Annotated in this window: 14 protein-coding genes; 6 read left to right on the top strand and 8 right to left on the bottom strand. The window is 60.9% G+C overall.

Annotation, left to right across the window (positions count from 1 at the left end; genetic code table 11):
• Window positions 1-36: 36 nt before the first annotated feature.
• The 3 genes from ABDB84_RS10200 to ABDB84_RS10190 all read left to right on the top strand — a co-directional run bounded on the left by ABDB84_RS10200 (window position 37) and on the right by ABDB84_RS10190 (window position 2032).
• Window positions 37-747 carry a hypothetical protein gene (locus ABDB84_RS10200; protein ID WP_345919620.1) on the top strand — a complete coding sequence of 237 codons (711 nt, stop codon included), beginning with the start codon at window positions 37-39 and terminating at the stop codon, window positions 745-747.
• A gap of 123 nt (window positions 748-870) precedes the next feature.
• Window positions 871-1317, top strand: coding sequence for a GNAT family N-acetyltransferase (locus ABDB84_RS10195; protein ID WP_345919619.1), 447 nt, complete (start codon window positions 871-873; stop codon window positions 1315-1317).
• A gap of 202 nt (window positions 1318-1519) precedes the next feature.
• Window positions 1520-2032, top strand: a complete 513-nt coding sequence (locus ABDB84_RS10190; RefSeq protein WP_345919618.1) for a nuclear transport factor 2 family protein — start codon at window positions 1520-1522, stop codon at window positions 2030-2032.
• 45 nt (window positions 2033-2077) lie between these two features.
• On the opposite strand, the gene ABDB84_RS10185 is transcribed toward ABDB84_RS10190, so the two are convergent.
• Window positions 2078-2671, bottom strand: coding sequence for an antibiotic biosynthesis monooxygenase (locus ABDB84_RS10185; protein WP_345919617.1), 594 nt, complete (start codon window positions 2669-2671; stop codon window positions 2078-2080).
• Window positions 2672-2806: 135 nt separating this feature from the next.
• On the opposite strand from ABDB84_RS10185, the gene ABDB84_RS10180 reads away from it, so the two are divergent.
• A complete protein-coding gene (locus ABDB84_RS10180; RefSeq protein ID WP_345919616.1) occupies window positions 2807-3748 on the top strand; it encodes a LysR substrate-binding domain-containing protein in 942 nt (313 codons plus the stop codon).
• Window positions 3749-3755: 7 nt separating this feature from the next.
• Here the strand turns inward: ABDB84_RS10180 and blaCAR are convergent, their stop codons facing one another.
• The gene (gene blaCAR / locus ABDB84_RS10175; RefSeq protein ID WP_345919615.1) at window positions 3756-4754 is read right to left on the bottom strand and encodes a CAR family subclass B3 metallo-beta-lactamase; all 999 of its coding nucleotides are present in this window, start codon (window positions 4752-4754) and stop codon (window positions 3756-3758) included.
• Between the two features lie 109 nt (window positions 4755-4863).
• On the opposite strand from blaCAR, the gene ABDB84_RS10170 reads away from it, so the two are divergent.
• Together ABDB84_RS10170 and ABDB84_RS10165 are read left to right on the top strand one after the other, a co-directional pair.
• Window positions 4864-5766 (top strand): LysR family transcriptional regulator, encoded by a 903-nt coding sequence (locus ABDB84_RS10170; RefSeq protein ID WP_345919614.1) that lies wholly within the window; start codon window positions 4864-4866, stop codon window positions 5764-5766.
• A gap of 139 nt (window positions 5767-5905) precedes the next feature.
• Window positions 5906-6811, top strand: coding sequence for an aldose 1-epimerase (locus ABDB84_RS10165; RefSeq protein ID WP_345919613.1), 906 nt, complete (start codon window positions 5906-5908; stop codon window positions 6809-6811).
• Between the two features lie 12 nt (window positions 6812-6823).
• Here ABDB84_RS10165 and ABDB84_RS10160 read toward each other — a convergent pair whose 3' ends face one another.
• The 6 genes from ABDB84_RS10160 to pyk form a co-directional block, all read right to left on the bottom strand.
• Window positions 6824-7192 carry a hypothetical protein gene (locus ABDB84_RS10160; protein ID WP_345919612.1) on the bottom strand — a complete coding sequence of 123 codons (369 nt, stop codon included), beginning with the start codon at window positions 7190-7192 and terminating at the stop codon, window positions 6824-6826.
• Window positions 7189-8085 carry a phosphoribosylaminoimidazolesuccinocarboxamide synthase gene (locus tag ABDB84_RS10155; protein WP_345919611.1) on the bottom strand — a complete coding sequence of 299 codons (897 nt, stop codon included), beginning with the start codon at window positions 8083-8085 and terminating at the stop codon, window positions 7189-7191. The genes ABDB84_RS10160 and ABDB84_RS10155 overlap by 4 nt, the downstream gene beginning before the upstream one ends.
• Before the next feature lie 70 nt (window positions 8086-8155).
• Window positions 8156-8428, bottom strand: coding sequence for an oxidative damage protection protein (locus ABDB84_RS10150; RefSeq protein WP_345919610.1), 273 nt, complete (start codon window positions 8426-8428; stop codon window positions 8156-8158).
• Between the two features lie 43 nt (window positions 8429-8471).
• Window positions 8472-9401, bottom strand: a complete 930-nt coding sequence (locus tag ABDB84_RS10145; protein ID WP_345919609.1) for a GGDEF domain-containing protein — start codon at window positions 9399-9401, stop codon at window positions 8472-8474.
• Window positions 9402-9646: 245 nt separating this feature from the next.
• Window positions 9647-10711, bottom strand: a complete 1065-nt coding sequence (gene fba / locus ABDB84_RS10140; protein WP_345919608.1) for a class II fructose-bisphosphate aldolase — start codon at window positions 10709-10711, stop codon at window positions 9647-9649.
• Between the two features lie 193 nt (window positions 10712-10904).
• A complete protein-coding gene (pyk, locus tag ABDB84_RS10135) occupies window positions 10905-12332 on the bottom strand; it encodes a pyruvate kinase (RefSeq protein WP_345919607.1) in 1428 nt (475 codons plus the stop codon).
• Window positions 12333-12457 lie beyond the last annotated feature (125 nt).

The raw sequence follows: 12457 nt of genomic DNA, 5'->3' as shown, positions 1-12457 counted from the left end.
ATTTCGATAATTATTTAATACGTTTTGGGAGTGGCCATGATTTTCTCTGAAAAATTTCTGGAAGACCTAAAGAATGATCCCTTGCATGGCATGATCATTTTGATAAACGTTGCACGAGAAAACTTAACCAAAAACACAGCGGAGTGGACAGAGCAGGACTACCAAGTATTACTTGAAGCGTATGCCTTAATTACTGAAATAATAGAATCAAAACTACTCGACATTACTCCACCAAATTTCGCAATTAGCGGAAATAGAGACCAAGACTGCAAACTAACCTTCGCCTATCTAAACTCTCAAGAAGAGTACTGTATTGCTGAATCATCTAAGCTAAAGATTACGTCACTCAGGTCGCACTTCAGAACCGCTCTTAGCTCAGGTTTTTCCTACGAATTCTCTCAGGGCGACCTAGAAAGAGTTCAGTTGCTGATCAATCAAATTAGAGAGCTTATCTCTCAAACAGTTAGCCTTGAAAAAGACCATCAACGAAGACTGTTGAGCAGACTTGAAAAGTTGCAATCGGAAATGCACAAAAAAGTCTCCGACCTTGATCGATTTTGGGGGTTGATAGGTGATGCTGGTGTTGTACTCGGAAAATTGGGTACAGACGCAAAGCCGATTGTTGATCGTATTAAAGAGATTGCAGACATCGTTTGGCAAACACAGTCCAGAGCAGAGGAGTTACCCAGTGGAACCAGCGTTCCTCTGCTAGCCAACAAATCAGCCGCTGACAGCGGGATGGACTAAGCAGCAAGTAGCCCGAATGCAGGCAGATGCCGGAATCCGGGAACTTTCTCGAATTAAACACCGCTCCCGGATTTCGCTGCGCTGCATCCGGGCTACGTCTAGGCCTCGACTCTGGCCAGAAACATGGACATTACCTTCCTCCCCGCCACCGCCGAAGACTTCGAATCCCTGCTCGCGCTGCGCATCGCAGCGATGCGCGAGAGTCTGGAGCGCATCGGGCGGTTTGATCCCGAGCGGGCGCGGGCGCGCTTTGCGGCGGGCTTTGTGGCGGCGGCGACACGGCATGTTGTGGTGGATGGCCTGCGCGTCGGTTTTGTGGTCAGCAAGCGCGAAGCGGCGCATGTGCTGCTCGATCATCTCTATATCGATCCGGCCCAGCAGCGCCGGGGCATTGGCGCGGCGGTGCTGGCGCAGGTGTTCGCCGAGGCGGATGCCTTGCTGCTGCCGGTACGCGTCGGCGCGCTGCGGGGCAGCGAGGCCAACCGCTTCTATCAGCGCCACGGCTTTGTGCTGGTCGAGCAGGCGGAGTTTGACAACTATTACCTGCGCGCTTTCAAAGCGCCGACCTAGAACGCGCTTTCCCGATTCTGCTACGCTGCCTGCGAACAGCGCCGTGCCGGGCGCTTTGACTCGCCGCCTCTGCAAAGGGAAGAAAATCGCTTTTCTTTGCGAAACTTTGTTTTCCCTTCGCGCCCTTCGCGTCTGAGCATTGGCGCGTAAAAATGTAATTTGCCTGAATTGGCTCTATGAGTGCCTGCCTGGAGGAATCGTGATGCGCTTGAATCGTGTGTGTAGTGTTGCGGCGCTGGTTGCTAGCTGCCTTGCTGTGTCCCACGGCGCGCTGGCGCAGGAAGCCGTGCGCGCGGCCAGTGATGTAGAGGCGCTGTTCCACAGCGCGGACCCTAAGCTTGAGCGCAACAAGCAGGCGGCGTATCACATCGTCCGCGATCTGCTGGAGGCCAATCACTGGGAGCTGGCTGATCAGTACCTGACCGAGCGCTACATCCAGCACAACCCGAATGCCGCCAGTGGCCGCGCAGCGGTGGTGAGCTTCTTCAAGGATGTGCTGAAGAGGCAGCCCTCGGCGATTCCGACGAAGATGAAAACGCCTGTGGTGTCGGTGGTGGCCGAAGGCGATCTGGTCACAGTGGCCTTTGTGCGCGAGGTGAAAGACCCCAGCGGCAAACGCCCGCCTTACACCACGACCTGGTTCGACATGTGGCGCTTTGTCGATGGCAAGGCCGACGAGCATTGGGATGGCGCACTGCTGCTGGGCGCTCAGTAGCCCTCGCACGACCGCGCATCGTGGATCGCGCTGGCCAACGGCCGCCTAGCCGGTTTGGCCCTTGTGCTTGGCCGGCGCGGCGGGAAACAGCCAGGGCTTGAGCAAGCGGGTCAGCTGCGGCGCCACGCCCCAGGTCATGATGGTCACTACCAGCACCGTCAGGAGCGAGATGCGCGCCAGCAAAGTCCAGGGCGCGAGCAGATTGCCCAACAGCAGGAACAGCAGGTACACCGTCGGGAAGATGCCCAGCCAGGTGACGACCGCGACTTTCCAGCGTGGCGGCTGAGTCGGCTTGGCGCTGCTCGGCGCTTGAAACCAATGTGCCAGCCCGGAGATGCCGCGCACCGTCTCCGGTCCTTCGATATAGGGCGCAATGGCGGCCAGGCCTGCAGCGCGCTCGGGGGAGTTTTGCCAAGCTGCCAGGCTGCCGGGCTGATCGAAGGCCAGCAGTGCGTGGTAGAGCATGTCGTCCACGCTGGCGTCATCGCCCGGATGGACCAACTGCGCGCCAAGACAGCCCGGATACGCCTCGGCGTGGGTGATGAACTCCGCCATCAGCCATTCGAACGCGGCCTCATGCTGCGGCTTGGCACGGCGGCTGACCAGCATCAGTACAGGATGGGTTTGCGATGGGTTCATGGGGCCGTTCATAAGCGAGGACGCCTTGCCGGCCAGGTCAGCCAAGCTTTGAAGACGCTGATTATTGATTGTATTTTTCGCTACAGTTAATGACAATCAGGCTAAATTTCGATTCTCTGTTGCAAATACGCACCAATGAGCCTACCTGAGCTGAACGACTTGTCGTACTTTGTGAGCGTGGTCCGCCATCAGGGCTTCACTGCGGCCGCGCGCGCAAGCGGCGTCGAGAAAACGCGCCTGAGCCGGCGGCTGGCCGAGCTGGAGCGGCAACTGGGCGTCCGCCTCCTGCATCGTTCGACACGCCGTGTGGAGCTCACCGAAGCAGGTGCGCAGTTCTATGAACGCTGCCTGGCCGTGCTCGAAGAGGCAGAAGCGGCCTATGAAGGGCTCGCCAATCTGCGCAAAGAGCCCGCCGGCACGGTCCGGATGAGCTGCCCGCTGGTGCTCGCGCAGACCTATCTGGCGCCGCTCTTGCCAAGCTATCTGGCGGCGCATCCGAAGGTGAATCTGCATATCGACCCGACTGATCGTGAAGTCGACCTGATCGGCGAACGCTACGACCTGGCCTTGCTGGCGCGCCCGCAGATCGATGCGATGCCCGGTCTGGTCGTGCGCCCTCTGGGCAGCGTCAAACGCATCCTGGTGGCGGCACCGCAATTCCTGGCCAGCGCGGGTCGGCCGGCCAGCCCGGAAGACATTGCGAATCTCGCCACCCTGGGGCGAGTCAGCGATCTTCGCGACAGCACGGTGCGCTGGGAGCTGTTTGACCAGTCGGGCAAGGCTTGCTCGGTCAGCCACATCCCCCGGCTGCAAACCCATGATTTACGCCTCCAGCTGGAGGCGGCGATCAGCGGCCTGGGGCTGGCCTTGCTGCCCGAAGCAATTGTCGCGACGAGCATCAAAACCGGCTTGCTGGAACATGTGCTGCCCGCCTGGGCCGCCGCCGCCAATAATCTGTACCTGGCCTACCCGGCGCCGAGAGGCATTCTGCCCTCGGTCAGAAGCATGATCGACTTTCTGTCGGCACAGCTCCCGGCCAGCATTCAAGTCCGCAGCGTGGTGGCCGACACCCGCTAGGGCGCGTTCATTTTGCCGCTTTGCTGCGCGCTTGTTCGATCAGCAAACGTTCCTCGGCACCCGCACGCAAGGCATCGAGTTGTACGTTCAGCCCTGCCGCATCGACGAGCGGATGGGGATCGCCGGGCTTGCGCGTTTTGAGCAGCTCTTTCGCTTCGGTCAAACCATTGCTGAAGGGATGCGCCGTCAGGTGCACCACGACCGGGTTTTGCGCTGCGTTGACCATGCCCTTGATGCGATCGACGCTGGCGATATAGGCCTCGACCTGCTTGGGGCCATCAATGGCATTGAGCCCCAGACCGCCAATCGTCATGGCACGGTAGGTTTTGTTGCCGTCCTTGACGTCCAGCGCATAGGAGGCGGTGCCCCAGGTATGGCCGGGCGTGGTGTACACATAAAACCGGGTATCCCCGACGGTGAGTACATCACCATCCTTGACCGTCACATCCGGTCCAGCCGGCATGCTCCAGGCGCCGGCTTTGCCTTGCGACTGCTGCGCGTCATGCTGCGCTTCAGCCCAGCCCTCCTGGGTCATCACGAATTTGGCCTTGCTCAGTGACTTGAGCTTGGCGACTCCGCCAACATGGTCAAAGTGACCATGGGTCAGCAAAACCATTTTGAGATCGGCCGGCTCAACGCCGATTGCGCGCAGGTTGGCGACAAGCTGATCGGTGTAGGGCTCGTATAAGGTGTCGATCAAGACCGGTCCCGCACTGGTCTTGATCAGCCATGCGGACACCCAGCAGATGCCGACGTAATACACGTTATCAAACGCCTGGTAGGGCGCCATCAGCTGTGCCTTGGGGTCATTGAGCCAGCGCTTGAGCTCGGCCGGCATTTTGCCGCTGCGACCGAACTCTTTGAACTGCGCGTCGATGGCGGGCGATGGGCAGCCGCTCAAGGCCGGCGTCGACACTGCTGTTGCCGAGGCTGGGGTTTGCGCCTGAACGAGCCCTGCCATGGCAAACGTCGATAGCAGCGAAACAACAAGGAATTTGGCCAGCATTCAAGAACTCCGTTGATGGGACATGAATCCATTCTGGCGCTTCGCTGTGCTGAAAAGAACCCTACAATGAACACTTCTTTGTTGCATATTCCGAGCATTACAGCGCGCAATGGATCAGTTCAAAGCAATGCAGGTGTTTGTCGATGTTGCCGATTTGGGCAGCTTGTCCGCCGCCGCCAACAAGCTCGATATGTCGCGCGCGATGGCGACGCGCTATATCGCTTCGCTGGAGAAGACGCTGGGTGTGCGGCTGCTGCATCGTTCCACACGCAGCCTGGGCGTCAGTAGCGCAGGCAATGCGATGCTGCCGTATTGCCGCCAGATCCTCGGGCTGTCCGAGAAAATGCATAGCTCGGTGGCGCAGAAAGACACCGAACCTCAGGGCCTGATCCGCATCGCCAGCAGCGTCTCGTTCGGTCAGTCCTATCTGGCGGAGGCCGTGTGGCGCTTTATGGACATGTTTCCGAGCGTCAGCGTAGAGATGGTGCTGACCGACCGCTCGATCAAGCTCATTGAGGAGCGTATCGACTTCGCGATCCAGATCACCAATGAGTTACCCCCGACGCTCGTTGCACGCCAGCTGGCGCGCAACGCCTCGCTCATCTGCGCCTCAGCCGCGTACCTGCAGCGCTTCGGCAAACCCTTGTCACCGGCTGACCTGGCCCACGCCAACTGTCTGGTACATACGCGCTTGGGGCGTGACTGGATTTTTTACCCGCAAGGAAGTAGCGCAGGCGCCGAGCCGGAAGTTGTCTCGGTGAGCGGCAACTTCAGTTCCAATGACGTCACGGCGCTGCTGCACGCCTGCATGGCGGGGCGCGGAATCGCCTGCCTGCCTGCCATCCCCATTGCTGCGCAGATCCGCTCGGGCGCCTTGATCAATTTATTCCCGCAGTATCGATTGAACGATTTAGGCATTTACGCCCTGAGCGCCTCGCAACGCAGTCAATCAAGTGCCAGCCGCGCGCTGCAGGACTTCATCACCCAGGACCTGGCGCAAAAGCATAGCTAGATCAGTATCTTGCGCAAATATCGGTACTTCTTTGTTGATCGGCGGCACGGCGCGCACTCGCTCAAGTCTTCAGCCAGATCAAGCAAATAGCCCGAATTTGTCAGACAATGTTGATCTCTTATAACGAGGAGGAGATCTCATGAGCGACCCTGTCGTCCTGAATATTGAAACATCCGAACAGCGCCTCGGCCTGATGCCCGAACTCGGCGGCAGCGTGGCTTACTGGGAAATCAGGCGCGATGGCGAGTGGAAAGCGCTGTGGCGCCCCTATGCGCCGGAAGTCGATGGTCGCCGCTTTGTCGGCAACCTGCCCCTGGTGCCGTTCTCCAACCGCATCACCGGCGGCGGCATCACGGTCGATGGCGTGTTCTACCCGATGGCGCCCAACCGCTTTGATCCGGTACCGATCCACGGCACCGGCTGGATGCATACCTGGGACGTGCGTGAGCATTCGGCGCAGGCCATCGAGCTGAGCGTCACCTCGCTGAAGAAACACGGCTATCCCTGGGAGTACGCATCGACCCAGCGCTACAGCCTGACCGAAGACAGCATGACCATGCTGCTCGAAGTCGAACACCTCGGCGACAAGCCCCTGCCCTACGGCCTCGCCTGGCACCCCTTCCAGCTGCGCGGTGACGATCCGCAAGGCCCGCGTCTGCAGTTCAAGGCCGATGGTTACTGGGCGTCCACGCCGGAAGGCATCGCGGCCGAGCACATCAAGGGGCTGCCGGAAGGCTGGGACTTCAATACGCTCAAGCCGCTGGGCCACGGCAAGATCGACAACAACTTCTCCGGCTGGGACGGCAAGATGATCATGGAGCGCGATGACATCGACCTGCACCTGGAGTGGGAAACGACGCAGCCGGCGGGCCTGGAAACCTCGATCCTGTTCCGCCCCGAAGGCCAGCCCTTCTTCTGTTTCGAACCGATCACCCACATCACCGACGCCTTCCACCGCCCCGGCATGCCGGGCTTGAAGATGCTCGCCAAGGGCGAACGCATGACGCTGGAAGTGGTGCAGAAGCTCTCGCGCATCAAGCGCTGAGCTTGGCCTGCCTTACAGGCTGGGACGCTGCGGCGCCCGCCTGGGCAGGCAATTGGAGGCGAGCTTGATGGCCGGCGTGGCCAGCGCGCGCAGCCTTGCCGACTCGCAGCGCGCACGATCCGGCGCATAGAGTCGCACTTCCTCACCGGTATCGGTGACCATATCGATCACATGGGGCCAGTCGGACTCGCTGGCCACGCAGTGCAGATTGCCTTGCTGCGCCCACAGCGTGCGCGCGCGCCATTGCTGGCATGCTTCGGCCGAGCGGAAGGCTAGCTCGGCGCTGGGCGCGCCAGCCATCACGGTGTGCAGGAAGCGCTCCGGCGGCGGGCTGGCGCAGGCGCACAGCCAGAGCGCCGGAATCAGCGCCAGGCGCTTCACGCGTCGATGCTGCGACCGGTCAGGCGCTCGTAGGCTTCGACGTACTTGGCGCTGGTGCGCGCCACCACTTCGTCCGGCAGATGCGGGCCCGGCGCGGTCTTGTTCCAGTCCAGGGTTTCCAGATAGTCGCGCACGTACTGCTTGTCGTAGGACGGCGGCGAGATGCCTTCGGCGTAGCTGTCGGCCGGCCAGAAGCGCGAGGAATCGGGCGTCAGCGCTTCGTCGATGATGTGCAGGGTGCCGGCGGCATCGAGGCCGAATTCGAACTTGGTGTCGGCAATGATGATGCCGCGCGTGGCGGCGTAGTCGCGCGCTTCCGAATACAGGCGGATCGCCACATCACGCACTTGCGCGGCCAGCTCGGCACCGAGCAGGGCGCTGGTCTGGGCGAAGTCGATATTCTCGTCGTGGGTGCCCAGCTCAGCCTTGGTCGAGGGCGTGAACAGCGGTTGTTCGAGCTTGGCGGCCTGCTTGAGGCCGGCCGGCAGCAGATGGCCGCAGACCTGACCGGTCGCCAGGTAATCCTTCCAGCCGCCGCCGATGATGTAGCCGCGCACCACGGCTTCGACCGGCAGGGGCTTCAAGCGCTTGACCACCAGCGCACGACCGACCACCTGGTCGCGCTCGGCGGCCGTCACCACGTCTTCCGGTGCAATGCCGGTGAGCTGGTTGGGCAGCACATGGGCCAGACGTTCGAACCAGAACAGCGCAGTCTTGGTGAGCACCTCGCCCTTGCGCGGGATGGGATTGGGCAGGATCACGTCGAAGGCCGAGAGGCGGTCCGAGGTGACGATGAGCAGCTTGTCCTCATCGACGGCGTAGATGTCGCGTACCTTGCCGCGCGCGAGCAGGGGCAGACTGGTGATGGCAGATTCGAACTGGGGCTGGCTCATCTAGGGCTCCGTGAAAATAAACAGGCCGTCTCCCGGACGGCCTGTGTGCAATTGTAGCGGATTCGCCGGATCAGGCGCTCGGCGGCACGTAACCCTGGGCGGCATCGGCGCCACCGCCGAAGAAATGGCGCTCCATCTGTTCCATCAGGTACTTGCGCGCCTTCGGGTCCATCATGTTGAGGCGGTTTTCGTTGATCAGCATGGTCTGGTGCTTGAGCCAGCCCTGCCAGGCCTCCTTAGAGACGTTCTCATAAACCTTTTTGCCCAGCTCACCGGGAACGGGCGGGAAATCGAGACCATCGGCTTCTACGCCGAGTTTGATGCATGTGACGGTACGGGCCATGGCGATGTGCGTCCTGAAAATGAGATTGCTGGCAGCCCGTATTCTACTGCGTGGCGGGCGGCGCTTGCAGCGCCACGCACACTTGATTGCGCCCTTGTGACTTGGCGCGATAGAGCTGCACATCAGCTTGCCGCACGACGTGCTCCAGCGTCGCCTCGTCGAGCTGGCGCGCAACGCCCATGCTCATCGTGATGCGCAGACCCGGCTGGATGCTCTCCCAGTCGAACTCGGCAATGCGCTGGCGCAGCTTCTCGCAGATCAGCCGCGCCTGGGCAATATCGGTGTCGCGGAAGGCGATCACGAATTCCTCGCCGCCGTAGCGCGCGACCAGATCAGACCCCCGCGTATTGCTGGCCAGAATGCGGCCGACCTCGCGCAGCACGGCATCGCCCACGGCATGCGAGAAGCGGTCATTGACCTGTTTGAAATGATCGATGTCGCCAATCATGATCGACACCGAGGCCGCGTGCTCCGGACATTTTCCAAGCGCGCTCAGCTGCTCGTCGAAATGACGGCGGTTGTGCAGCTGGGTCAGGCCGTCACGGATCGCCAGCTCCTCCAGCTTGCGGTGCGAGCGCTGGATCTCGTCGCGCTTCTGGGCGATCTCCAGGCTCATCTCATTGAAGGCGCTGACCAGGGCGCCCACTTCATCTCTGGAGACCAGCTGCAGCGGCTTGCCGAAATCACCTTTCTGCATGTTCTGGATCGCCTGGGTCAGGCGGCGCAACTTGGCCGACACGCGCGCACCGAGCAACAGGCCCAACGCAACAGACAGCAGCGCCGCAATCAACGAGCCCAGCAACAGGGATTCGCGCAGCGCCGTCAGGATGCTCTCGACTTCCACACTCAACTCGCTGGCCAGCTCATCGCTGAGCCGGCGCGCCACCAGATTATGCGATATGAATGCCACCAGATTGATGGCCATCAGACTGGAAAACAGGAGCGCCAGGATCATTTTCATGCGGATTGACATGGGCATTCCTCTGTAGAAAGCACGGTAAAAAGACTGCATCGACGTAGCGCCGTGCCCGTATTACGGCCACAAACAGATCAACTTTACCCGCAGCGCGCTAGGTGCATTCCCTAGACGCACGCACTCGGGCCACCCCGATACGACGTATGAATCACGACAAAGCGGGCGCGGCGATTCAGCGCCCGCATGACAGACAAGAAAAAGCCCTCGACCAGCGAGGGCTTGCGGGTAAGTGCTGGAAGCGCTTACTTGACCATCTGCGCCAGCTCGCCGCTCTTGTACTTGGCCGCGATCTTTTCCAGCGGAATCGGCTTGATCTTGCCAGCGTTGCCGGCCGAGCCGAAAGCTTCGAAACGTGCCTTGACGATCTTCTTGGCCGCTTCGCGCGCGGGCTTGAGGTAGTCGCGCGGGTCGAAAGCGCTGGGGTGTTCGACGAAGTGCTTGCGGATCGCGGCGGTCATCGCCAGGCGGATATCGGTGTCGATATTGATCTTGCGCACGCCGTACTTGATGCCTTCGACGATCTCTTCCACCGGCACACCATAGGTTTCGCCGATGTCGCCGCCGAATTCGCGGATGATCGCCAGCAGGTCCTGCGGCACGCTCGACGAACCGTGCATCACCAGGTGGGTGTTGGGCAGGCGCTCGTGGATCTTCTTGATCAGGCTGATGGCGAGGATGTCGCCAGTGGGCTTGCGCGTGAACTTGTAGGCGCCGTGGCTGGTGCCGATGGCAATCGCCAGCGCGTCACACTGGGTGCGCTTGACGAAGTCGGCGGCTTGCTCCGGATCGGTCAGCATGGCGCTGTGATCGAGGATACCTTCAGCGCCGATGCCGTCTTCTTCACCCGCCTTGCCGGTTTCCAGCGAACCCAGGCAGCCCAGCTCGGCTTCCACCGTCACCCCGATGCTGTGCGAGAACTTCACCACTTCGCTGCTCACGGCGACGTTGTACTCGTAGTCCGAAGGCGTCTTGCCGTCTTCGAGCAGGGAGCCATCCATCATCACCGAGGAAAAGCCGGACTTGATCGCTGCCATGCAGACCGCCGGGCTCTGGCCGTGGTCCTGGTGCATCACGACGGGGATGTGCGGGTAGGCTTCCACCGCGGCCTCGATGAGGTGGCGCAGGAAGGCTTCACCGGCATAGCGGCGTGCGCCAGCCGAGGCCTGCATGATCACCGGGCTGTCCAGCTCGTTGGCCGCTTCCATGATGGCCGTGACCTGTTCGAGGTTGTTGACGTTGAATGCGGGCAAGCCGTAGCTGTTTTCTGCAGCATGATCGAGCAGCTGGCGCATGGAAACGAGTGCCATTGAAAATCTCCGTCTGAAGGTGTTGGGCGGTGGGTTCGAATTGTTCGGAATGTCGATTGTATCGCGATGCACAAGTCGCGCACATCCTGATGATCTCCGCAATGTGCACAATGCGCGCCGCCAGCCATGAAATGCAAAAGGCCCCCGCTTGTGGCGGAGGCCTTTTGCCGGTGCGGACGGAAGATGCGGGTTATCAGCCGCCGACGCGCACGATCTTCAAGCTGTTGGTGCCGCCGGACTGGCCGAGCGGTTCGCCAACGGTAATGACGATGATGTCACCCGGTTGCACCAGCTTGTTGCGCAGCAGGGTGCGCTCGGCTTCCTGCAGCAGGTGGTCACGGCTGTCGGTGATGTGCGGCACCATCATCGGATGCACTTCGCGGAACAGCGCCATCTTGCCGATGGTGTCCTGTTGCGAGGTCAGCGCGTAGATGGGGATGCCCGAGTGCAGGCGGCTCATCCACAGCGCGGTGGAACCGGATTCGGTCAGCGCGACGATGGCCTTGGCGCCCAGGTGGTGTGCCGAGAACAGCGCGGCCATGGCGATGGACTGGTCGATGCGCGTGAAGCTGCGGTTGAGGAAGTCCTGATCCAGGGTCACCGGGTAGGACTTTTCAGCTTCGCGGCAGATGCGGGCCATGGTCTCGACCACTTCGACCGGGTACTTGCCGGCGGCGGTTTCGGCCGACAGCATCACCGCATCGGTACCGTCGAGCACGGCGTTGGCAACGTCCGACACTTCGGCACGCGTCGGCACCGGGCTGGAGATCATCGACTCCATCATCTGCGTGGCGGTGATGGCGAGCTTGTTCATCTCGCGCGCCAGCTTGATCATCTTCTTCTGCAGGGCCGGCACAGCCGCTTCGCCGACTTCGACGGCGAGGTCGCCACGCGCCACCATCACGCCATCAGACGCTTCGAGGATTTCGCGCAGATTGTCCGGCTCAACCGCTTCGGTACGCTCGATCTTGGCGATGGTCAGCGCCGAGCTGCCCGCTGCACGCAGCAGGGTGCGCGCCATGTACATGTCGGCAGCGTTCTTCGGGAAGGAGACGGCGACATACTCGATGCCGATCAGCGCGGCCGTCTTGAGGTCTTCCATGTCCTTGGCGGTCAGCGCCGGTGCGGTCAGGCCGCCACCCTTCTGATTGATGCCCTTGTTGTTGGACAGCTCGCCGCCGTAATGCACGACGGTGAAGATTTCATTGCCGATGACTTTTTCAACTTCGAGCACGATGGCGCCGTCGTTGAGCAGCAGGATGGTGCCTTGCTTCACGTCCTTGGGCAGATCCTTGTAGTCGAGGCCGACGCGTTCATCGTTACCGAGCTCACAGTCGGCGTCGAGGATGAACTTCTGGCCCTTTTCGAGGAAGGTCTTGCCGTTTTCAAACTTGCCGACGCGGATCTTCGGACCTTGCAGGTCGGCGAGAATCGCCACCGGCTTGCCCACGCGACGGGCCGCTTCGCGCACGATGTTGGCACGGTTGATATGGTCTTCCGCCTTGCCGTGCGAGAAGTTCAGGCGAACGACGTCGACGCCGGCGCGAATCAGGCGTTCCAGCACATCCGCATCATTGGAAGCCGGTCCGAGGGTGGCGACGATCTTGGTGTGGCGTTGCATTGCTTACTCCTTCATGCGATGCATTATTGTTTAGAGGGATTCATTGTCTGCCGCTGATGTGACGGCAATATCGAACTTGCAGCACTTATTGGTCAGACAACTTGTGTGTAGTCAAAAAAAGCGCC

It is taken from the genome of Uliginosibacterium sediminicola, from assembly GCF_039631295.1.
In the GTDB taxonomy this organism is placed as follows: Bacteria; Pseudomonadota; Gammaproteobacteria; order Burkholderiales; family Rhodocyclaceae; genus Viridibacterium; species Viridibacterium sediminicola.
This window is presented reverse-complemented; position numbering and strand designations above follow the sequence as displayed.